Origin of the sequence: Streptomyces sp. NPDC051636, from assembly GCF_044453765.1 — a bacterium.
GTDB lineage: Bacteria > Actinomycetota > Actinomycetes > Streptomycetales > Streptomycetaceae > Streptomyces.
On the sequence record NZ_JBITDA010000009.1, the window covers coordinates 1 to 20,782 of the forward strand.

Consider the following 20,782-nt stretch of genomic DNA (forward strand, 5'->3'; position numbering starts at 1 on the left):
GTTGATAGGCCGGATCTGGAAGCCAGGTAACTGGTGGAGGTGACCGGTACTAATAGGCCGAGGGCTTGTCCTCAGTTGCTCGCGTCCACTGTGTTGGTTCTGAAACCACGAACAGCCCCACGTTGCCACAACGTGGTCCGGTTGTCAGTTTCATAGTGTTTCGGTGGTCATAGCGTGAGGGAAACGCCCGGTTACATTCCGAACCCGGAAGCTAAGCCTCACAGCGCCGATGGTACTGCAGGGGGGACCCTGTGGGAGAGTAGGACACCGCCGAACAATCATTGAGAAAACCCCCGCACCCTCCGGTGCGGGGGTTTTCTGCGTTTCAGCCCGTTTCAGCCCGACGGCCCCCGAGAAATTCCCGGCAGGCCGCACCGTCAAAGCCGCCCTGCCGCCTTGAGAGCCAAATACGCGTCTGCCAGTGCCGGAGCCAGTTCGTCCGGCGTCGCATCGACGACCGTCACTCCATGTCGGCGGAGCTGCTCGGCAGTCCGGTGCCGTTCGGCCTGGGCCTGAGCACCGGCCGCAGCCTCGTACACCGCCTCCGTGCTTCCACGGGCCGTCGCCATGCGAGCGATGTGCGGGTCGGCCACCGATGCCAGCAGGACGGTGTGGCGCTGGGACAACTGCGGAAGGACAGGGAGCAGGCCCTGCTCGACCGGTGCCGCGTCGAGCGCGGTGAGCAGGACGATCAGGGATGTGCGCGGGGCCGTACGAAGGGCCGTGGCCGTGAGGCCTCGGGCGTCGGTCTCGACGAGTTCCGGTTCGAGGGTTGCCAGGGCATTCACCAGCGACGGGAGCACGTCGCCCGCCGCGCGGCCCTGGACCAGCGCACGGACCCGGCGGTCGTACGCGAGCAGGTCGACGCGGTCACCGGCACGGGATGCGAGCGCCGCAAGAAGCAGGGCCGCGTCCATGGAGGCGTCCAGGCGGGGGGCGTCGCCGACGCGGCCGGCGGAGGTGCGGCCGGTGTCGAGGACCAGGAGGATGTGGCGGTCGCGTTCCGGGCGCCACGTGCGTACCGCGACCGTGGACTGGCGGGCGGTGGCACGCCAGTCGATGGAACGGGTGTCGTCGCCGGGGACGTATTCACGCAGGCTGTCGAATTCAGTGCCCTCGCCGCGGGTCAGCACGCTGGTGCGGCCGTCGAGTTCACGCAACCGAGCGAGTTTCGATGGAAGGTGCTTGCGGCTGGTGAACGGGGGCAAAACCCGTACTGTCCAGGGAACTCGGTGCGCGCTCTGGCGGGCGAACAGGCCCAGGGGGCCGTACGAGCGGACGGTCACGCGGTCGGCCTGTCGGTCGCCGCGGCGGGTGGGCTTCAGCCGGGTCGTCACGCGGCGGCGCTCGCCCGCGGGAACCGTGAGACGGTGCCGGGACGCCTCGACCTCCGTGCCGGGCTGCCAGCTGCTGGGCGGCCAGGCGTCCCGCAGCCGGGCCCGGAGCGGGCGCCGGGACGGATTACTGACAGTGAGCGTGACGTCGGCGGTCTCGCCCAGGCGCACAGAGGAGTCGCCGGAGCGGGTCAGGACAAGGTGACGTACGGGCGCCGCGAGCGCGAAGTCGCACGCGCAGGCCAGGGCCAGCGGTGCGTTGACCGCGAGGATGCCCGTCCAGCCGGGTTCCCAGACACCGACGGGGATCGAGCCGAGGGCCGCGAGGAGAGCAGCGCGTCCGGTGAGAGCCATCAGCGGGGAACCGGAACGTGAGTGAGGATCGCGTTGATGACGGAGTCGGCTGTCACGCCCTCCATCTCGGCCTCCGGGCGCAGCTGCACGCGGTGCCGGAGAGTGGGCAGGGCCAGCGCCTTCACATCATCGGGGATGACGTAGTCGCGGCCGGTCAGCCACGCCCAGGCGCGTGAGGTGGCCAGGAGGGCGGTCGCGCCGCGGGGCGAGACGCCGAGGGTCAGGGACGGGGACTCGCGCGTGGCGCGGCAGATGTCTACCACGTAGGCGGTGATCTCGGCGGAGACCGTGGTTTTGGCGACCGCGGCGCGTGCGGCTTCGAGGTCCGCGGGGCCGGCTACGGGGCGTACGCCGGCGGCGCGCAGGTCGCGCGGGTTGAAGCCCTCGGCGTGGCGGGTGAGGACGTTGATCTCGTCCTGGCGGGAGGGCAGAGGGATCGTCAGTTTGAGGAGGAACCGGTCCAGTTGGGCTTCGGGGAGGGGGTACGTGCCCTCGTACTCCACCGGGTTCTGGGTCGCGGCGACCAGGAACGGGTCGGGGAGCGGGCGGGGCGTTCCGTCGACCGTGACCTGGCGTTCCTCCATGGCCTCAAGGAGGGACGACTGGGTTTTGGGGGGAGTCCGGTTGATCTCGTCGGCGAGGAGGAGGTTGGTGAAGACCGGGCCGGGCTGGAAGGAGAACTCGGCAGTGCGGGTGTCGTAGACGAGGGAGCCGGTGACGTCGCTCGGCATGAGGTCCGGAGTGAACTGGACGCGTTTGGTCTCGAGTTCGAGCGCGGAGGCGAGTGCGCGGACGAGCAACGTTTTGGCGACTCCGGGGACTCCTTCAAGTAGTACGTGTCCGCGGCAGAGGAGGGCGACGACGAGGCCGGTCACGGCGGGGTCCTGGCCGACCACGGCTTTGGCGATCTCGGCGCGCAGGGCTTCCAGGGAGGCCCGGGCGGTGCCCGGATCCCCGGTGTACCCGGCGTTGTCAGTGGTCGGGTCCATCATGGACGGCGTACCTCTCTTTCGAGGGCGTCGAGTTGGTCGGAGAGTTCGATGAGGGCTGCGTCGTCGCCGGGCGGCGGGCCGAACAGGAGGGAGTGCAGGGACTGCCCGTCGCCGTGGAGATGGGCGGACAGCGCGGGCAGCAGGGCCTCGGGCGCGTGCGCCTGGGCGACGGGGACGCCGACGAGGGGCGCGAGGCGGGTGCGGGTGGTGGAGCGCAGGGCGGCGGCCGCGCGGTCGCGGGCATTGGCCTTGCGGTAGAGGCGGGCGCGGCCTTCGACGGTTTCGGAGGCGCGGATCGCGACGGGGAGTCGTTCGGGCACGAGGGGGCCGAGCCGGCGTGCCCGCCACAGGGCGGCGAGGGCGGCGGCGACGAAGAGCTGCAGCGTGCCCCAGAGCCAGCCGGAGGGGAGCAGGTCGAAGAAGCCCTTCTGGTCGCCGCTGTCGGTGGCCGAGGCGTCGGAGAGCGAGGGGAGGTACCAGACCAGATGGGGGCGCGAGCCGAGGAGTTGCAGGGCGAGCGAGGCGTTGCCCTGCTCGTCGAGACGGTCGTTGTAGAGGATGTCGGGTGCGCCGAGGACGACGGTGTCACCGCCCCCGGAGGCCGCGGGGACGCGGAGCAGAGTGGCCAGGCGCTCGCTGGGGTAGCACGAGTCGGCGTCGAGGTGGGTGGTGGTGTAGCGGATGCCGCCGGTGTCGGCGGTGCCCGCGCGGCGGGCGGCCGGCAGGTCGCAGTCGGGGGCGAGTGTCGAGTCGTGGCTGGTGGCGGGGTCCGCGGTGACGCCGGGGGCAAGTCGTTCGACGGACCAGCTGCCCGCGGCGACGAGGACGGTCCGCCCGCCGGAGTGGGCGGTGGCGGAGCGCAGTTCGGTCTGTTGCCGGTGGGTCAGCAGGTCGGGGACGGCGACCAGGAGCGTGGTGTTCGGGCCTGCCGCGGCGCGGGCCTCGTCCAGGGTGGCGACCACGCGGGTGGATACGCCCTGTTGGGCGAGGAGCCCGGCGACGGCGCGGCTGCCGTAGGGGTCGGCGGAGCGCGGGTCGAGCTCGCCGTGCCTGGCGTCGGACCGGACGACGGCGATAGCGACGGCTCCCGCGAGGAGCAGCACGAGAGCGATCGCGACACCTCGCGCGCGGGTCCACACCTGGCGGGCGGTGGGCGAGGCCGAGGTGGACGGGAGCGTGGTGGCCTCGGCGGTCATCCGGCGGCCCCCTGGCGGGTGTTGTGGGGCGTGCTGTGCGTGCTGCTCGCGAGGACGGGGCTGCTGCGTTCCAGGTCACGGTCGAGTTCGGCGACGCGGTGGTACGACTGCTCGCTCGCCCTGCGTCCGCCGTACGTCACGTCGTCGAACTCGCGGGCGGCGGCCCGCAGCCGGTCGGTGTGCGAGGGCAGGGCGCGGCCGGCTTCGGCGGCGGCCTCGTCGGCGGTGCGGCCGGGGCGGACGTCGAGCAGGGCGCGTTCTTCGAGGGCGCGGACGATGGCGCGCATGCGTTCCTGGAGGGCCTGGTTCCAGTGGCCCTGGGCGGCGTGTGCCTCCGCGGCCGCGCGGTGTTCGGTGGCGCTGCGGGGGCGGTCGTCGAACAGGGCGGCGGCAGAGGTCGGCTGGCGGCGCGGCGTGCCCAGGCGCCACCACAGGGCGGCCACGACGGCGACGACGGCCAGGACCACGACGGCCAGGCCGAGCGTCCCTCCGGGTGTCGCCGCCGACGCGGCGTTGAGTAGCCGGTCGACCCAGTCCCAGAAGGCGTTGAGGGCGCGTTCGAGGAGACTGGGATCGTTCTGGTGGTACATCCGCTTGGCCAGCTCGCGCCGTGCGGCCTCCCGCGCGGGGTCGCGCGAGATCGTCACCGGTGGCTCGTCCCCGGAGCCCGCCAGTGACAGGAGAACTCCCCCCGTCAGGCTCACCGCATCAGCTCCCCGGGGTCGTGCCGGCGCCGTAGTTCTGGACGCCGGCGGCGCGGGCCAGTTCGAGGTCGAGGGCCTCGCGGCGGATGCGCTGGTCGATGTACAGGAGCACGGTGACGCCGGCCGTGATCGGGAACGTGATCATGGAGCCGATCACCGAACCGATGCCGCTGACGATGAGGAACGTCCAGCCGAGGTCGCCACCGGTGCCGTTGAGGAGGTTGGAGACGCTGTTGCCGCTGACCGCGGCGGCGATCAGGGCGAACGGGATGGCGATGATCGAGGCGACGATGTTCGCGATGATCGCGGCGAGCAGCTGGATGCCGAAGACCCGCCACCAGGAGCCGCGGACCAGCTTCGCGGAGCGACTCATCGATTTCAGGATTCCCTGCTTCTCCAGCATCAGCGCCGGCGAGGCGAGGGAGAAGCGGACCATGAGCCACAGCGCGACGATGGCGGCCCCGAAGAGACCCAGGACGGCGAGCGCGGCAGCGCCGTCGCCGTTGCCGCCGGCGACCGCGACGAGGATGCCGGGCAGCGCGCCGCCGAGCGCGATGCCGAAGGCGATGAGCAGCAGCAGGAAGATGAGGCCGAACAGCTTCGGGATCTGCGGGCGGGCGTCGCGCCAGGCCTCACCGGTGGTCACCGACTTGCCGAGCACGGCGCGGCTGGTCACGGCCGTCAGCAGGGCGGTCGCGACGATCGTGCCGATCAGGGAGATCAGGATGACGACGCCGGAGCCGAGCATGACGTCGCCCATGGCGCGGGTCACTTCGCTGACGCTGGCGCTCGGGTCGTCGAGGGCCGCGGTGCCGGCGCTGTCGTTGAGGACGAGGCCCTGGAGGAGGACGACGATGATCTCGGTGACCACCGCGACGGTCAGCGAGATGCCGAGGACCGTGCGCCAGTAGGTGCGCATGGTGGAGACGGCGCCGTCGAGGATCTCGCCCACGCCGAGCGGGCGCAGCGGGATCACGCCGGGCTTGGCCGCGGGCGGGGGGCCGCCCCAGCCGCCTCCCCAGGCGCCGTATCCGCCGGGAGGGCCGTAGCCCCCCGGTCCTCCGTGCCCGCCGGGGCCTGCGTACCCGCCGCCGGGGTGCTGTCCGCCCCAGCCCGGGCCGGGGGGTGGGGGCGGCGGCGGTGCCTGGCCCTGGCCGGGAGCGCCTGTGGGCGCGGACCACTGGCTGGGTGGCGGCTGCTCCTTGGACCACTTCGAGCCGGGGTCCTGCGCGCCCGCGCCCGGTTGTTCGGCGGGCTGTGCGGTGCCCGGCCGGCCGGCGGGCTCGGCAGGTCCGGACGCGCCGGGTTCCTGCCCGTCGGACGGGGCGGATCCGGGCGAGGCCCAGCCCGGAGTGTCTTTCATCGAAGCTCCTTCACGGTGCCGGTCCGCGGTCGCGGTGGCAGGTTGGCAGCCATCGTGCCATGGGGCGGTCTTCGGGGGACCGGCCGAGGTATGGGCTGCGCACCTTCAATTGTCCGCCGGATACGGGGCAGACTGACCGCATGGCTGATCAGTACGCGCAGACCCGCGAAGACCAACGGCCGACCGAGAAACCGGCGATCCGATGGGAGGAGCCACCCGAAGGCCCTGTCCTGGTCCTTCTCGACCAGACGAGGCTGCCGACCGAGGAGGTTGAGCTGGTGTGCACGGACGCGTCGGCCCTGGTCGAGGCGATCCGTTCGCTCGCCGTGCGCGGGGCGCCGCTGCTCGGTCTCGCGGGGGCGTACGGTGTCGCGCTCGCCGCCGCGCGGGGCTTCGACGTGGACGAGGCCGCCGGGGCGCTGGCGGGTGCCCGGCCGACGGCGGTGAACCTTTCCGTCGGCGTGCGCAGGGCCCGGTCCGCGTACCGGACCGCGCTCACCGAGGGCGGGGACGCCCAGCAGGCGGCCGCGGCAGCGCTGGCCGCGGCGCGGGCGCTGCACCGGGAGGACGCCGAGGCAAGCGCCCGCATGGCCGCGCACGGGCTGGCGCTGCTGGACGAGCTGCTGCCCGCCGGCGGGCACCGGATCCTCACCCACTGCAACACCGGGTCGCTGGTGTCGGGCGGTGAGGGCACGGCGTTCGCGGTGGCGCTCGCCGCACACCGGGCCGGGCGGCTGCGGCGCCTGTGGGTCGACGAGACGCGTCCGCTGCTGCAGGGCGCCCGCCTGACGGCGTACGAGGCGGCCCGCAGCGGCATGGCGTACACCTTGCTGACCGACAACGCGGCGGGCTCGCTGTTCGCGGCCGGGGAGGTGGACGCGGTGCTGATCGGGGCGGACCGCATCGCGGCCGACGGTTCGGTGGCGAACAAGGTGGGAAGCTATCCGCTCGCGGTGCTGGCGCGGTACCACCATGTGCCGTTCATCGTGGTGGCGCCGGTGACGACGGTCGATCCGGACACGCCGGACGGGGCGTCCATCGAGGTCGAGCAGCGCCCGGGCTTCGAGGTGACGGAGGTCGCGGCACCGCAGATGCCGGTGACGGGCGCGGGCGGCGGGATCGCGGTCGCCCCCTTGGGGACCCAGGCGTACAACCCGGCGTTCGACGTGACGCCGCCCGAGCTGATCACGGCGATCGTCACCGAGGAGGGCACCGTGTCTCCGGTGACGGCCGAGGCTCTGGCGGAGCTGTCCGCAGGGCCTCGCGGGGTGGCCATCGGTTGACCGGATGCCGTGGCGTCCCCGGCCCGGTGACCTCCACCCCGGGTGGAGCACTCGCCGGGCCCCTGGGACGAGGGCAGACAGTAGCGGTCCCGTACGACTATCGTCACTGGCCAGTGACCTCTCTCACCAGCGCCCCGGTCACTGTTACGAGAATGGGATGATGTCGTTTATGAAGGGACGAGTCCTTGTCGTCGACGACGACACGGCACTGGCCGAGATGCTCGGCATCGTGCTGCGTGGTGAAGGTTTTGAGCCGTCTTTCGTAGCCGACGGCGACAAGGCGCTGGCCGCATTCCGTGAGAGCAAGCCCGACCTGGTGCTGCTCGATCTGATGCTGCCCGGGCGGGACGGCATCGAGGTGTGCCGGCTGATCAGGGCGGAGTCCGGGGTGCCGATCGTGATGCTGACGGCCAAGAGCGACACCGTCGACGTCGTCGTGGGCCTGGAGTCGGGTGCAGACGACTACATCGTGAAGCCGTTCAAGCCGAAGGAGCTGGTGGCCCGGATCCGGGCGCGGCTGCGGAGGTCGGAGGAGCCCGCGCCGGAGCAGCTCGCCATCGGTGACCTCGTCATCGACGTGGCCGGTCACTCGGTGAAGCGGGACGGGCAGTCGATCGCGCTGACGCCGCTGGAGTTCGACCTGCTGGTCGCGCTCGCGCGCAAGCCGTGGCAGGTGTTCACGCGTGAGGTGCTGCTGGAGCAGGTGTGGGGTTACCGGCACGCGGCGGACACGCGGCTGGTGAACGTGCATGTGCAGCGGCTGCGCTCCAAGGTCGAGAAGGACCCGGAGCGGCCGGAGATCGTGGTGACCGTTCGTGGTGTCGGTTACAAGGCCGGACCGAGCTGACATGTCCGGGGACAGTGCCGCTTCGGCTCCCGGCCGGTCCGGGGACCGTCCGGGGCGGTCTGTCGGCCGGAAGGCGGCGGGTTCGCGCTGGGGACGCTTCTTCGAGGGCGGGCTGCTGCAGGGCGGGGTCCACGGCAGCCCGGTCCTCCGGCTGTTCATGCGCTGGGTGCGCCGGCCGCTGCTGCCGGTGATGCGGCTGTGGCGCCGCAACATCCAGCTCAAGGTCGTCGTCACGACGCTGCTGATGTCGCTGGGCGTCGTACTGCTGCTGGGCTTCGTCGTCATCGGCCAGGTGCGCAACGGTCTGCTGGACGCCAAGGTGAACGCGTCGCAGAGCCAGGCCACCGGCGGGTTCGCGGTGGCCAAGCAGAAGGCCGACGAGGCCGCGGGCGACACCGCCGACCGGACCTCCGCGGCGGGCGGACGGCCCTCCCAGAACGTGATCCAGTGGATGAGCGACCTCGTGGCGTCGCTCTCCAGCGGCGGCCAGGGCGCCTTCGACGTGGTGACGCTCCCGGTCGGTGACGAGAGCGGCGGCGGGCGCAGTCCGCGCGGCTCCGGCGACGTCGACCCCACGTCCAGCGTGCCGGAGGACCTGCGCACGCGGGTGAACAGCAACATGACCGCCGCCCAGAGCTACACCCGGATCGTCTACAACAACGGCAAGGACTCCCAGCCGGCGCTGGTCATCGGCAAGCAGGTCAACGACCCCAACGGCGACCCGTACGAGCTGTACTACCTCTTCCCGCTCACGCAGGAGGAGAAGTCCCTGAGCCTGGTCAAGGGCACGCTGGCGACCGCCGGGCTCTTCGTGGTCGTACTCCTCGGGGCCATCGCGTGGCTCGTGGTGCGGCAGGTCGTCACGCCCGTGCGGATGGCGGCCGGGATCGCCGAGCGGCTGTCCGCGGGGAAGCTGCAGGAGCGGATGAAGGTCACCGGCGAGGACGACATCGCGCGGCTCGGCGAGGCCTTCAACAAGATGGCGCAGAACCTTCAGCTGAAGATCCAGCAGCTGGAGGACCTGTCGCGGATGCAGCGGCGGTTCGTGTCGGACGTGTCGCACGAGCTGCGCACCCCGCTGACGACCGTGCGCATGGCCGCCGACGTCATCCACGAGGCCCGCGAGGACTTCGACCCGGTGACCGCGCGGTCGGCGGAGCTGCTCGCCGACCAGCTGGACCGGTTCGAGTCGCTGCTCGCGGACCTGCTGGAGATCAGCCGCTTCGACGCGGGCGCGGCGGCGCTGGAGGCCGAGCCGATCGACCTCAGGGAGGTCGTGCGGCGGGTGGTCAGCGGCGCCGAGCCGCTCGCTGAGCGCAAGGGCACGCACATACGGGTGGTGGGCGACCAGCAGCCCGTCGTGGCCGAGGCCGACGCCCGGCGCGTGGAGCGGGTGCTGCGCAACCTCGTGGTCAACGCCGTGGAACACGGCGAGGGCAAGGACGTCATCGTCAAGCTGGCCGCGGCGGGCGGCGCGGTCGCGGTCGCCGTGCGCGACTACGGCGTCGGGCTCAAGCCCGGCGAGGCGACCCGCGTCTTCAGCCGCTTCTGGCGCGCGGACCCGGCACGCGCGCGTACCACGGGCGGTACGGGGCTGGGGCTGTCCATCGCCCTGGAGGACGCCCGGCTGCACGGAGGCTGGCTGCAGGCCTGGGGTGAGCCGGGCGGCGGGTCGCAGTTCCGGCTGACGCTGCCGCGGACCGCGGACGAGCCGCTGCGGGGCTCGCCCATACCCCTGGAGCCCAAGGACTCGCGGCGCAACCGCGGACTCGACGACGCCGGCCTGCCGGGTGGGGGCGACGGCAAGCGTGCGACGGTCCCGGTGCAGCCGTCGGGTGGGCAGGTGCCGCCGCTGCCGCCGCGCGCTCCGATCGCGCACCGGCTGGCCACGGTGACTCCCGCCGCCGACCCGACCGCGCTGCCCGGCAACGGCGCGCGCGTGGTGCCCCGGCCCAACGGAGGCGTACGGCGGCAGGACGACGCGTCCGCCGGCGGTACGGCGCGCGAGGAGAGCGCGGACCGCGCGGACGCCGCTGAGGACTCGAACAAGCCAGGGGAGGCATTTCGTGGGCGCTGACCACGAGGGGGGCGTGCGTCGGCGGCCGGTGCGCGCGGTGGCGTACGCGGCCTGTGGTGTCGTACTGCTGGCCGGGTGCGCCTCGATGCCCGACAGCGGGGACCTGCGCGGCGTCGAGTCCACGCCCCGGCAGGAGACCCAGGTGCGGGTTTTCGCGATGCCGCCCCGGGAGGACGCCCGGCCCGGTGAGATCGTGCAGGGCTTCCTGGAGGCCCTGACCAGCGACGATCCGCAGTACGACACGGCGCGCAGGTATCTGACCGCCGACGCCGCGCGGCAGTGGCGGCCGGAGCGGTTGACCACCGTGCTCGCGGACGGGCCGAGCATCGAGCCCGACAAGCTGCCGGGCGGCCAGGAGGACACCGACAGCCTTTCCTACACGCTGGCCGGCAGCCAGGTCGCGACGGTGGACGCGCATCAGGCGTACGCGCCCGCCGACGGGCCGTACAGCAAGCGGCTGCACCTCACGCGGGACGCCAGAACCAACCAGTGGCGCATCAGTGTGCCGCCGCAGGGCGTCGTCATGGGCAAGTCCGACTTCCAGCGCAACTACACGTCCGTCAACAAGTACTACTTCGCCTCGAACACCTCGGTCGGGGCGAGCGGGCAGCCGGTGGCCGTCGCCGATCCGGTCTTCGTGCGCAAGGGCGTGGATCCGATGACCCAGACGGTACGGTCGCTCCTCGGCGGGCCCACGAGCCGGCTGTCACCTGTGGTCAGGTCCAGCTTCCCGACCGGTACGGCGCTGCGGAAGGGCACCGCCTCGCTGACGCCCGACGACCAGAACAAGCTGACGGTGCCGCTGAACGACAGGGCCTCCCGGGTGGGCACGGCCAAGTGCACCGAGATGGCGACCCAGTTGCTGCTCACCCTGCGGAACCTGACGCCCACGGTGGACGCGGTCGAACTGCTGGGCGCCGGTGACAAGAGGCTGTGCGACCTCACCGAGGAACGGGCCGAGGCCGCCGCCTGGCACGCGGCGGCGAAGAGCCCCGAGTACGTGTACTTCCTCGACAGCAGGCACCGGCTGGTACGGATGGCGGCCGGCAGCCCCGGGACCAGTGCCGTTGCCGTGCCGGGCGCGCTGGGCGAGAGCGGCAAGGAGCTGCGCTCGGTGGCCGTCTCGCGCGACGAGCGCACGGCGGCGGGGGTCGACACCGCCGGCAAGTCGCTGTACGTCACGGCGCTGACCTCGGGAGGTTCGCTCGGTGAGCCCGTGGTCACCAGCCAGGGAACGACCAAGGACGACCGGCTGACCACGCCGAGCTGGGACGCCCGGGGCGACCTGTGGGTGGCCGACCGCAACCCCCACGCTCCCCGGCTGATCCTGCTGGAGCAGGGCAGGGGCGAGCCGATCACGGTGCAGACCCCCGAACTCCCCGGACGCATCAAGGACGTGCGGGTCGCCGCCGACGGGGTGCGCATAGCGCTCGTGGTGGAGAAGGACGGCAAGCAGTCCCTGCTCGTCGGCCGGGTCGAGCGGGAAGACAAGTCCGCGGGGCACCCGGTGTCGGTCCTCGAACTGCGCTCGGCGACGCCGGAGCTGGAGAAGGTCACCACCATGTCCTGGGCGGGGGACAGCCGGCTCGTGGTGGTCGGGCAGGAGGAGGGCGGCCTGCAGCAGATGCGGTACGTGCAGGTCGACGGTTCCACACCGGACGGGCCGACGCCCGCTGCCCTTTCGGGCGTGAAGGCGATCACCGCGTCCGAGGACGATCGGCTGCCTCTGGTGGCGTACTCGGAGGACGGGATCGTGCGGCTGCCGTCCGGGGCGCAGTGGCAGAAGGTGGTCAAGGAGGGGTCCGCGCCGGTCTATCCGGGATGAGGTGACCTCGGTGACCTCCCGCCTGCTGCCGGTCCGGGCGCGCGGCCGGTGGTCCACGGTTGTCCACAGGGAGTTTTCCACAGGGGTGGCCGACCCGGTCGGGCCTTGGCACAGTGGAGGCCATGCGGGGGTGGTGGCAGGACTTCACCGACCTGGTGCTGCCGGCCGAGTGCGGAGGCTGCGGGAGGCCTCGTACGGTGCTCTGCCCGGAGTGCCGTGCCGCCCTGAGCGGGGCCGCACCGCGCCGGGTGCGCCCGGTGCCGGAGCCGCCCGGACTGCCGGAGGTCCACGCGGCGGCTCCGTACGCGGACGAGGTGCGGGCGACGCTCCTCGCCCACAAGGAGCGGGGCGCACTGAGTCTCGCGGGCGCCCTCGGGGTGGCTCTGGCGGGGGCGGTGCGGGCGGGGCTGTCGTCCGCCGGGCGGGACGGCCGGCCTGTGCTGCTCGTGCCGGTGCCTTCCGCGCGGTGGGCCGTGCGGGCGCGCGGGCACGATCCGGTGCGGCGGATCGCGCTGGCCGCGGCCGGTGAGCTGCGGCGCGGCGGGACATCGGCCCGGGTGGCCGCGGTGCTGCGGCAGCGGCGTGCCGTGGCGGACCAGTCGGGGCTCGACTCACGTCGGCGGCGGGCCAATCTCGCGGGCGCCCTGGAGGTGACGGCGGGCGGTGCCCGGCTGCTCGCCGGGGGGCGTCCCGTGCTGGTCGACGACCTGATCACGACGGGCGCGTCGCTGACGGAGGCGGCGCGTGCCCTGCGGGAGGTGATCACATGCGGCGGCGGGAGAACGGTCGTGTACGCGCACTCAACTCGGGAAGAGATGGGGGAACGGATGGCTGGATCCACAGGAGCGGTGATCCGCGCGGCCGTGATCGCGGCCCCGCCCGATTCCTTCGAAATAAACCGGAACTGACTTCCGACTTGCGTCGTTGCAGGTAGTGAGAAGGTAAATTCACCTGAACGGAGGTACGCCGCAGTAGAGGGTGACGACATCCGTCCGGGCGAGATATGTTCGGTTGTGAGGGAAAGGCGCAGGCCATACCCCTCATATACGAATGCCGTGCTGCGGGTTTTCTGCAATCACCCGCACCGGTGGGGTGGAGACCTTGCCCGCGGGGGAGGAGGAGGTGGACGTCACCGAGTCCGAGGTTCCGGGGCTATCCGGGACCTGGTGCAAAAGGGAGACGCTCCGCCGGTGAAGCGGAGCGATCCGGGAACGGAGTTCTGCGTGGACATCGTCGTCAAGGGCCGCAAGACCGAGGTGCCCGAGCGGTTCCGCAAGCACGTGGCCGAGAAGCTGAAGCTGGACAAGATCCAGAAGCTCGATGCCAAGGTGATCAGCCTCGATGTCGAGGTGTCCAAGGAGCCCAACCCTCGACAGGCCGACCGTTGTGAACGAGTGGAGATCACGCTCCGCTCCCGCGGTCCGGTGATCCGGGCGGAGGCAGCGGCCAGCGATCCGTATGCGGCACTCGACCTGGCGGCGGAGAAGCTCGAAGCGCGGCTGCGCAAGCAGCACGACAAGCGTTTCTCGCGCCGCGGCGCGCGCCGGATCTCGGCCGCCGAGGTTCCCGACCACGTTCCGGGCGCGGCGACGCTCAACGGGAACGGCCGCCCCGTCCACGAGGAAGAGACGGAGGGAGTGCCGACCAAGAAGATCGGCTCGCTGGAGGTGCAGGGCGAAGGCCCCCTCGTCGTCCGCGAGAAGACCCACGTGGCCTCCCCGATGACCCTCGACCAGGCTCTCTACGAGATGGAGCTGGTCGGGCACGACTTCTACCTGTTCGTCGACTCCGAGACGAAGGAACCGAGCGTCGTCTACCGGCGGCACGCCTACGACTACGGCGTCATCCACCTCAGCACGGACCCGATGGTCGCCCAGGCGCAACCCCGGGCGGCAGGCGGCACGTTGGGTGGCTGAATCATCCGGCTGACAGCTGATGCAGGTGCCCCTGGAGCGCGAGTGCGCCCCCAGGGGCACCGGTGTGCGACCAGTTCACGCCCCGCTCGGTCACCGCAGTGCCGTCCGGGCATGAAATCATGGCCGCACCGGCCCAACCGGTGGGCCGCTGCCTTGGGTTGGCGATGGCACAGGACCACAGGCCACAGCCTTCAGGGGGAGGAACGATGGCGGACAGCTTCGGACCGATGCGGGACGAGGATGCCGACGGCGGCGTCGTCGGCATGGGCCCGGACGCGGGCACTCCACGCAAGGAGCCGATCAGAGTCCTGGTCGTGGACGACCATGCCCTGTTCCGCCGTGGCCTGGAGATCGTGCTCGCCGCCGAGGAGGACATCCAGGTCGTCGGAGAGGCGGGCGACGGCGCCGAGGCCGTCGACAAGGCTGCCGACCTGCTGCCCGACATCGTCCTGATGGACGTACGGATGCCCAAGCGCGGCGGGATCGAGGCCTGTACCTCCATCAAGGAGGTGGCCCCCAGCGCGAAGATCATCATGCTGACCATCAGCGACGAAGAGGCCGATCTCTACGACGCGATCAAGGCGGGCGCGACCGGATATCTCCTCAAGGAGATCTCCACGGACGAGGTGGCCACCGCCATTCGCGCCGTGGCCGACGGACAGTCGCAGATCAGCCCCTCCATGGCGTCGAAACTCCTCACCGAGTTCAAGTCGATGATCCAGCGCACCGACGAGCGCCGACTGGTGCCGGCGCCGCGGCTCACCGACCGGGAACTCGAGGTGCTCAAGCTGGTCGCCACCGGGATGAACAACCGGGATATCGCCAAGGAGCTGTTCATCTCCGAGAACACCGTGAAGAACCACGTGCGCAACATCCTGGAGAAGCTGCAGCTGCACTCCAGGATGGAGGCGGTGGTCTACGCGATGCGGGAGAAGATCCTCGAGATCCGCTGAGCCGGGCTCGGCCAGGCTCAGCTCAGGCCCAGGCTCAGGCGACGAGGCGGGCGAGTTCCGCTGTGAGGGGCTCGCGGAGTTCGGGGGCGTCGACGAGTTCCGCGCGTACGTCTGTGCAGTCCACCCAGCTCGCGGCCTCGACCAGGGCCTGGGCCACGGCCGGGACCGCCTTGGGGCCGTCCAGGGTGACCTGCTTGGCCACCAGGGTGCGGCCTTCGCGGGCCGGGTCGACGCGGCCGACGAGGTGGCCGCCGGCCAGGACCGGCATGGCGAAGTAGCCGTACACCCGCTTCGGCTTGGGGACGTAGGCCTCCAGGCGGTGGGTGAAGCCGAAGATCCGTTCCGTGCGGGCCCGCTCCCAGATCAGGGAGTCGAACGGGGACAGCAGCGTGGTGCGGTGGCGGCCGCGCGGGGGCGTCTCCAGGGCCGCCGGGTCGGCCCAGGCCGGTTTGCCCCAGCCCGCCACCGTGACCGGGACCAGGCCCGAGTCCGCTATCACCGCGTCGACCTGCTCGGCCTTCAGGCGGTGGTAGTCGGCGATGTCCGTGCGCGTGCCCACGCCGAGGGACTGGCCCGCCAGGCGGACCAGGCGGCGCAGGCACTCGGTGTCGTCCAGCTCGTCGTGCAGCAGCGCGCCCGGGATGGCGCGTTCGGCGAGGTCGTACACGCGCTTCCAGCCGCGGCGCTCCACGCAGACCACCTCGCCGTACATCAGCGCGCGCTCGACAGCGACCTTCGCGCCGGACCAGTCCCACCATTCGCTGGTCCGCTTCGCGCCGCCCAACTCCGTGGCGGTCAGGGGGCCTTCGGCGCGGAGTTGCTTGATGACCTGCTCGTAGGCGCCGTCGGGGAGGTCGTGGTTCCAGTGCGGGCGGTTGCGGTACGCGCGGCGGCGGAAGGCGAAGTGGGGCCACTCCTCGACCGGGAGGATGCAGGCGGCGTGGGACCAGTACTCGAAGGCGTGCGTGTCCTTCCAGTAGGCGTTTTCGACCGTCTTGCGGCCGACCGCGCCGAGGCGGGCGTACGGGACGAGTTCGTGGGAGCGGGCGAGGACGGAGATGGTGTCGAGCTGGACCGCGCCGAGGTGGCGGAGGACGCCGCGGACGCCTGCTCCGCGGAGGGGGGTGCCGAGGAAGCCTTGGGCCCGGAGGGCGATGCGGCGGGCCTCGTCCGCGGTGAGTTCGGTGGTGGGGCGCGGGGTCGTCATGGGTCTGGACGATAGGGGGCGGGACTGACAGCGCGGGGTGAGCTGGGGGTTTCCGTGGGCGTTGCCTGCCAGGGCACCCGGGGCTGGTGCTGGGGTGGGTCGCGCAGCCCGGCGCTTGCGGGGTGCCGCCGCGTCCACCCGTGCCGCCCCAGCGGCACGACTGCGGCAGTACGCCGCCTGTGGCGGGGTGGCCGGTCGCCCGCTCGCGGCCGCGGATGCTCTCAGCTCCCGGTCACGCCAAGTGCCCCGGTGCCGGCAGATACGGCGCCGTTGACGGTAGCCCCAGGTCCGACGGGAGCAGGGAGCCCACCCAGCAGTCGCGGCGCACGCCCTTGTTGTTGATCACGGAGCGCAGGGTGCCCTCGATGGTGTAGCCGACGCGTTCCACCACCGCGCGGGAGGGCTTGTTGCCGACCTCCGCGCGCCACTCCACCCGGTCGACGGCCAGCTCGGTGAAGGCCCAGCGGGAGGCGGTGAGGGTCGCCTCGGTGATGTAGCCGTTGCCGCGGTGTTCCTTGGCGGCCCAGAAACCGATCTCACCGACGCCCAGGGCGCGCATCGTGATGCCGAGCATGCCCGCCAGGTCTCCCGCGTGCAGGAAGACGCCGAAGTTGAACATCGAGTCGTTCGCCCAGCCGTCCGGTACCACCTGCTCGGTGAAGCTCTGCGCGTGTTCGCGCAGATAGGGGGAGGGGAACTGGGGGATCCAGCGCTGGATGTCGGGGTCCTGCGCGGCGTCGTACACCGTGTCGGTGTCCTCCGGGCCGACCGCGCGCAGGAGGAGACGGCCGGTGGTGAGCGTCACGGGTTCCATCGGCCGATTCTGCTCGGGTGCCGGCGAGGAAGCCATCTTTTTGCCGCTCGCGTCCTGTGCGCCGTACGTGAGCGCGTGATCACGTTTCGCGCAATTCCTCCCGGCGGTGCGGCACTATCCGCGTGGCCAGGCCGTTGTCCCCGTTGAAGGCGCCCCGTGGAACGGCCCTCGCGTCGCCAGGCCTCCCGGCGTGGCCGGGTCCTCGCATACGATGGCCGTTGCTCAGTACGTCAAATGGAAAACCGACCGTCCCAGGCCCGACCGGCAAGGAGACCAGCCCCCGTGTCCGTCCTCTCGAAGATCATGCGTGCAGGCGAAGGCAAAATCCTGCGCAAGCTGCACCGCATCGCGGACCAGGTCAACTCCATCGAAGAGGACTTCGTCGACCTCTCCGACGCCGAGCTGCGGGCCCTCACCGAGGAGTACAAGCAGCGGTACGCCGATGGGGAGACCCTGGACGACCTGCTCCCCGAGGCGTTCGCCACGGTCCGCGAGGCTGCCAAGCGTGTCCTCGGCCAGCGGCACTACGACGTGCAGATGATGGGCGGCGCCGCCCTCCACCTCGGCTACGTGGCCGAGATGAAGACCGGTGAGGGCAAGACCCTCGTCGGCACGCTGCCCGCGTACCTGAACGCCCTCTCCGGTGACGGCGTACACCTCATCACGGTCAACGACTACCTGGCCGAGCGTGACTCCGAGATGATGGGCCGCGTCCACAGGTTCCTGGGCCTGAGCGTCGGCTGCATCCTCGCCAACATGACGCCGGCCCAGCGCCGCGAGCAGTACCTGTGCGACATCACGTACGGCACGAACAACGAGTTCGGTTTCGACTACCTGCGCGACAACATGGCGTGGTCCAAGGACGAGCTCGTCCAGCGCGGCCACAACTTCGCCATCGTCGACGAGGTCGACTCCATCCTCGTCGACGAGGCCCGTACGCCGCTGATCATCTCCGGCCCGGCCGACCAGGCCACCAAGTGGTACGGCGACTTCGCCAAGCTGGTCACGCGGCTGAAGAAGGGCGAGGCCGGCAATCCGCTGAAGGGCATCGAGGAGACCGGCGACTACGACGTCGACGAGAAGAAGCGCACCGTCGCCATCCACGAGTCCGGTGTCTCGAAGGTCGAGGACTGGCTGGGCATCGACAACCTCTACGAGTCGGTCAACACGCCGCTGGTGGGCTACCTGAACAACGCCATCAAGGCCAAGGAGCTCTTCAAGAAGGACAAGGACTACGTCGTCATCGACGGCGAGGTCATGATCGTCGACGAGCACACCGGCCGTATCCTCGCCGGCCGCCGCTACAACGAGGGCATGCACCAGGCGATCGAGGCGAAGGAAGGGGTGGACATCAAGGACGAGAACCAGACGCTCGCCACGATCACCCTGCAGAACTTCTTCCGCCTCTACAAGAAGCTCTCCGGCATGACCGGTACGGCGATGACCGAGGCCGCCGAGTTCCACCAGATCTACAAGCTCGGCGTGGTCCCGATCCCGACGAACAAGCCGATGATCCGCAAGGACCAGTCGGACCTGATCTACCGCACCGAGGTCGCAAAATTCGAGGCGGTCGTCGACGACATCGCCGAGAAGCACGAGAAGGGCCAGCCGATCCTGGTCGGCACCACCTCGGTCGAGAAGTCCGAGTACCTCTCGCAGCAGCTCAGCAAGCGCGGCATCCAGCACGAGGTGCTGAACGCCAAGCACCACGAGCGCGAGGCGCAGATCGTCGCCCAGGCCGGCCGCAAGGGTGCCGTGACGGTCGCCACGAACATGGCCGGCCGTGGTACGGACATCAAGCTCGGCGGCAACCCCGAGGACCTCGCCGAGGCGGAGCTGCGCCAGCGCGGCCTCGACCCCGAGGAGCACATCGAGGAGTGGGCCGCGGCCCTGCCTGCCGCCCTGGAGAAGGCCGAGCAGGCCGTCAAGGCCGAGAAGGAAGAGGTCGAGGAGCTCGGCGGCCTGTACGTGCTGGGCACCGAGCGGCACGAGTCGCGCCGGATCGACAACCAGCTGCGCGGTCGTTCCGGCCGTCAGGGCGACCCCGGTGAGTCGCGCTTCTACCTCTCCCTCGGCGACGACCTGATGCGGCTGTTCAAGGCCCAGATGGTCGAGCGCGTGATGTCCATGGCGAACGTGCCGGACGACGTGCCGATCGAGAACAAGATGGTCACGCGCGCGATCGCGTCCGCGCAGTCGCAGGTCGAGCAGCAGAACTTCGAGACCCGTAAGAACGTCCTGAAGTACGACGAGGTCCTCAACCGTCAGCGCGAGGTCATCTACGGCGAGCGGCGCCGCGTCCTGGAGGGCGAGGACCTGCACGAGCAGGTGCAGCACTTCATGGACGACACGATCGACGCCTACGTCGAGGCCGAGACCGCCGAGGGCTTCCCCGAGGACTGGGACCTGGACCGCCTGTGGGGCGCCTTCAAGCAGCTCTACCCGGTGAAGGTCACCATTGAGGAGCTGGAGGAGGCGGCCGGCGACCGCGCCGGGCTGACCGCCGAGTTCATCGCCGAGTCCATCAAGGACGACATCCGCCAGCAGTACGAGGCGCGCGAGGCGCAGCTCGGCTCCGAGATCATGCGTGAGCTGGAGCGCCGGGTCGTGCTGTCGGTCCTGGACCGCAAGTGGCGCGAGCACCTCTACGAGATGGACTACCTCCAGGAGGGCATCGGCCTGCGCGCGATGGCGCAGAAGGACCCGCTGGTGGAGTACCAGCGCGAGGGCTTCGACATGTTCCAGGCCATGATGGAGGGCATCAAGGAGGAGTCCGTCGGCTACCTGTTCAACCTGGAGGTCCAGGTCGAGCAGCAGGTCGAGGAGGTCCCGGTCGAGGACGCCGCGCCGTCGCTCGAGAAGCAGGTGCAGGACACGGTTCCGGCGCAGGCCGGCTCCCGTCCCGAGATCCGCGCCAAGGGGCTGGACGCCCCGCAGCGGCGGGACCTGCACTTCTCCGCGCCGACCGTGGACGGCGAGGGCGGCGTCGTCGAGGGCGAGTTCGCCGACGACGGCGAGCCCGTGCGCTCCGAGGCCGACGGCCTGACCCGCGCCGAGCGGCGCAAGCAGGCCAAGGCGGGACGCCGGCGCAAGAAGTGACGGTGCCTGCGGCGCCGTAGCGGATGGAAGGGCCGGGTCACCCGAGGGTGCCCGGCCCTTCGGCATGCGGTGAGGCGGCCGCGGCGTCAGTCGTCCGTCCGTGCGGGGCGCGGGCCGCCCAGTTCCACCGCCGTGCAGCGCCAGCGGAGGTCGGCGCCCTGTTCCAGGCGGAAGGCCAGGGCGCGGAGCTGGTCGCCGGCACCGATGCGGGCGAAGGCCTCGACGGCGCCCGGGCGGGGGACGTAGTAGCCGATGTCGCGGACGACGGGACGGGGGCCGCGGGTGCGCAGGGGCCCGCGTTCCGCGAGCCGGGCCAGGTCGTCGTAGGCGCGGCCGACGGTGTGCCGGAGCATCCAGTGGACGGGACGCTGACCGCTCAGCACGGCGAGGAGACGGTCGGCGAAGAGGTCGGTGGGGCGGGGACACGGCGCCGGCGTCGTACCGGCCGCCGGGTCCGTGCCCGGTGTCGTACCGGCCGCCCTCCTGGCCGGGTTGCGGGGCGGGGTGCCGCCGGGGCGGCGGGGGTCGCGGCGGCTCGGGGGGCGGGCGCCCGGGCGGTGCTGCGCCGCTGACCTGGTCATGACCTTGTTCACGGAAGTCCCCGTTCGGCGGGCCCGGCTGGTACCGGGCGGTAACTTGCTGGTGGGGATCTTGTACGTGTCCATGGACGGCGGCGGCAAGGAAGGAGCGGTCGGTGTCGGGGTGCGGGGAAGTTCACCTATCCGAGTGGCCGGGAGGGGCGGGAACCCGGTGCCGGCAGGCGGCGCGCGGGTGAGTCGAGGGGTGCCGGGTGGACGTCCGGGGCGTCACGGACGGGA

Annotated in this window: 16 protein-coding genes and 1 rRNA gene; 9 read left to right on the forward strand and 8 right to left on the reverse strand. The window is 71.3% G+C overall.

The window, feature by feature from the left end:
* The first annotated feature begins 159 nt into the window (after window positions 1-159).
* Window positions 160-276: ribosomal RNA gene (gene rrf, locus ACIBBH_RS17900) — 5S ribosomal RNA — on the forward strand.
* Window positions 277-377: 101 nt separating this feature from the next.
* Here rrf and ACIBBH_RS17905 read toward each other — a convergent pair.
* The 5 genes from ACIBBH_RS17905 to ACIBBH_RS17925 are packed head-to-tail and all read right to left on the reverse strand — an operon-like array spanning window position 378 to window position 5,943.
* Window positions 378-1,688: a DUF58 domain-containing protein gene (locus tag ACIBBH_RS17905; protein WP_399405565.1), complete on the reverse strand. Its 1,311-nt coding sequence runs from the start codon at window positions 1,686-1,688 to the stop codon at window positions 378-380.
* The gene (locus ACIBBH_RS17910) at window positions 1,688-2,677 is read right to left on the reverse strand and encodes an AAA family ATPase (protein ID WP_399405941.1); all 990 of its coding nucleotides are present in this window, start codon (window positions 2,675-2,677) and stop codon (window positions 1,688-1,690) included. Before ACIBBH_RS17910 ends, ACIBBH_RS17905 begins: the two co-directional genes overlap by 1 nt.
* Entirely contained in the window at window positions 2,677-3,876 is a 1,200-nt protein-coding gene (locus ACIBBH_RS17915; RefSeq protein ID WP_399405567.1) for a DUF4350 domain-containing protein, read from the reverse strand. The genes ACIBBH_RS17910 and ACIBBH_RS17915 overlap by 1 nt, the downstream gene beginning before the upstream one ends.
* Entirely contained in the window at window positions 3,873-4,580 is a 708-nt protein-coding gene (locus tag ACIBBH_RS17920; RefSeq protein WP_399405569.1) for a DUF4129 domain-containing protein, read from the reverse strand. Before ACIBBH_RS17920 ends, ACIBBH_RS17915 begins: the two co-directional genes overlap by 4 nt.
* Before the next feature lie 4 nt (window positions 4,581-4,584).
* On the reverse strand, window positions 4,585-5,943 hold the full coding sequence (locus ACIBBH_RS17925) for a hypothetical protein (RefSeq protein WP_399405571.1): 1,359 nt from the start codon (window positions 5,941-5,943) through the stop codon (window positions 4,585-4,587).
* Between the two features lie 140 nt (window positions 5,944-6,083).
* Here ACIBBH_RS17925 and mtnA point away from each other — a divergent pair, with 140 nt between their 5' ends.
* From mtnA to ACIBBH_RS17960, 7 genes are all read left to right on the forward strand, one after another.
* A complete protein-coding gene (gene mtnA / locus ACIBBH_RS17930; RefSeq protein ID WP_399405573.1) occupies window positions 6,084-7,226 on the forward strand; it encodes an S-methyl-5-thioribose-1-phosphate isomerase in 1,143 nt (380 codons plus the stop codon).
* Between the two features lie 157 nt (window positions 7,227-7,383).
* Window positions 7,384-8,073, forward strand: coding sequence for a two-component system response regulator MtrA (gene mtrA, locus ACIBBH_RS17935; RefSeq protein ID WP_187284748.1), 690 nt, complete (start codon window positions 7,384-7,386; stop codon window positions 8,071-8,073).
* 1 nt (window position 8,074) lies between these two features.
* Window positions 8,075-10,150 (forward strand): MtrAB system histidine kinase MtrB, encoded by a 2,076-nt coding sequence (gene mtrB, locus ACIBBH_RS17940; protein WP_399405575.1) that lies wholly within the window; start codon window positions 8,075-8,077, stop codon window positions 10,148-10,150.
* Window positions 10,140-11,975: an LpqB family beta-propeller domain-containing protein gene (locus ACIBBH_RS17945; RefSeq protein WP_399405577.1), complete on the forward strand. Its 1,836-nt coding sequence runs from the start codon at window positions 10,140-10,142 to the stop codon at window positions 11,973-11,975. The genes mtrB and ACIBBH_RS17945 overlap by 11 nt, the downstream gene beginning before the upstream one ends.
* Before the next feature lie 122 nt (window positions 11,976-12,097).
* On the forward strand, window positions 12,098-12,883 hold the full coding sequence (locus ACIBBH_RS17950; protein ID WP_399405579.1) for a ComF family protein: 786 nt from the start codon (window positions 12,098-12,100) through the stop codon (window positions 12,881-12,883).
* Between the two features lie 315 nt (window positions 12,884-13,198).
* On the forward strand, window positions 13,199-13,891 hold the full coding sequence (hpf, locus tag ACIBBH_RS17955; RefSeq protein ID WP_399405581.1) for a ribosome hibernation-promoting factor, HPF/YfiA family: 693 nt from the start codon (window positions 13,199-13,201) through the stop codon (window positions 13,889-13,891).
* Window positions 13,892-14,097: 206 nt separating this feature from the next.
* Entirely contained in the window at window positions 14,098-14,844 is a 747-nt protein-coding gene (locus ACIBBH_RS17960) for a response regulator (protein WP_399405583.1), read from the forward strand.
* A gap of 34 nt (window positions 14,845-14,878) precedes the next feature.
* On the opposite strand, the gene ACIBBH_RS17965 is transcribed toward ACIBBH_RS17960, so the two are convergent.
* Both ACIBBH_RS17965 and ACIBBH_RS17970 read right to left on the reverse strand, forming a co-directional pair.
* Complete coding sequence (locus ACIBBH_RS17965) at window positions 14,879-16,051, reverse strand: winged helix-turn-helix domain-containing protein (protein ID WP_399405585.1); 1,173 nt, start codon at window positions 16,049-16,051, stop codon at window positions 14,879-14,881.
* Window positions 16,052-16,283: 232 nt separating this feature from the next.
* Window positions 16,284-16,865 (reverse strand): GNAT family N-acetyltransferase, encoded by a 582-nt coding sequence (locus ACIBBH_RS17970; RefSeq protein ID WP_399405587.1) that lies wholly within the window; start codon window positions 16,863-16,865, stop codon window positions 16,284-16,286.
* A gap of 282 nt (window positions 16,866-17,147) precedes the next feature.
* Here ACIBBH_RS17970 and secA point away from each other — a divergent pair, with 282 nt between their 5' ends.
* Window positions 17,148-19,964 (forward strand): preprotein translocase subunit SecA, encoded by a 2,817-nt coding sequence (secA, locus tag ACIBBH_RS17975; protein ID WP_399405589.1) that lies wholly within the window; start codon window positions 17,148-17,150, stop codon window positions 19,962-19,964.
* Between the two features lie 86 nt (window positions 19,965-20,050).
* Here secA and ACIBBH_RS17980 read toward each other — a convergent pair whose 3' ends face one another.
* Window positions 20,051-20,557, reverse strand: coding sequence for an Rv3235 family protein (locus ACIBBH_RS17980; RefSeq protein WP_399405591.1), 507 nt, complete (start codon window positions 20,555-20,557; stop codon window positions 20,051-20,053).
* Window positions 20,558-20,782: the final 225 nt, after the last annotated feature.

Coding starts and splice junctions, on each gene's coding strand:
- ACIBBH_RS17905 (WP_399405565.1), bottom strand. CDS start 1,688: ATGGCTCTCACCGGACGCGCTGCTCTCCTCGCGGCCCTCGGCTCGATC.
- ACIBBH_RS17910 (WP_399405941.1), bottom strand. CDS start 2,677: ATGGACCCGACCACTGACAACGCCGGGTACACCGGGGATCCGGGCACC.
- ACIBBH_RS17915 (WP_399405567.1), bottom strand. CDS start 3,876: ATGACCGCCGAGGCCACCACGCTCCCGTCCACCTCGGCCTCGCCCACC.
- ACIBBH_RS17925 (WP_399405571.1), bottom strand. CDS start 5,943: ATGAAAGACACTCCGGGCTGGGCCTCGCCCGGATCCGCCCCGTCCGAC.
- mtnA (WP_399405573.1), top strand. CDS start 6,084: ATGGCTGATCAGTACGCGCAGACCCGCGAAGACCAACGGCCGACCGAG.
- mtrA (WP_187284748.1), top strand. CDS start 7,384: ATGATGTCGTTTATGAAGGGACGAGTCCTTGTCGTCGACGACGACACG.
- mtrB (WP_399405575.1), top strand. CDS start 8,075: ATGTCCGGGGACAGTGCCGCTTCGGCTCCCGGCCGGTCCGGGGACCGT.
- ACIBBH_RS17950 (WP_399405579.1), top strand. CDS start 12,098: ATGCGGGGGTGGTGGCAGGACTTCACCGACCTGGTGCTGCCGGCCGAG.
- ACIBBH_RS17960 (WP_399405583.1), top strand. CDS start 14,098: ATGGCGGACAGCTTCGGACCGATGCGGGACGAGGATGCCGACGGCGGC.
- ACIBBH_RS17965 (WP_399405585.1), bottom strand. CDS start 16,051: ATGACGACCCCGCGCCCCACCACCGAACTCACCGCGGACGAGGCCCGC.
- ACIBBH_RS17970 (WP_399405587.1), bottom strand. CDS start 16,865: ATGGAACCCGTGACGCTCACCACCGGCCGTCTCCTCCTGCGCGCGGTC.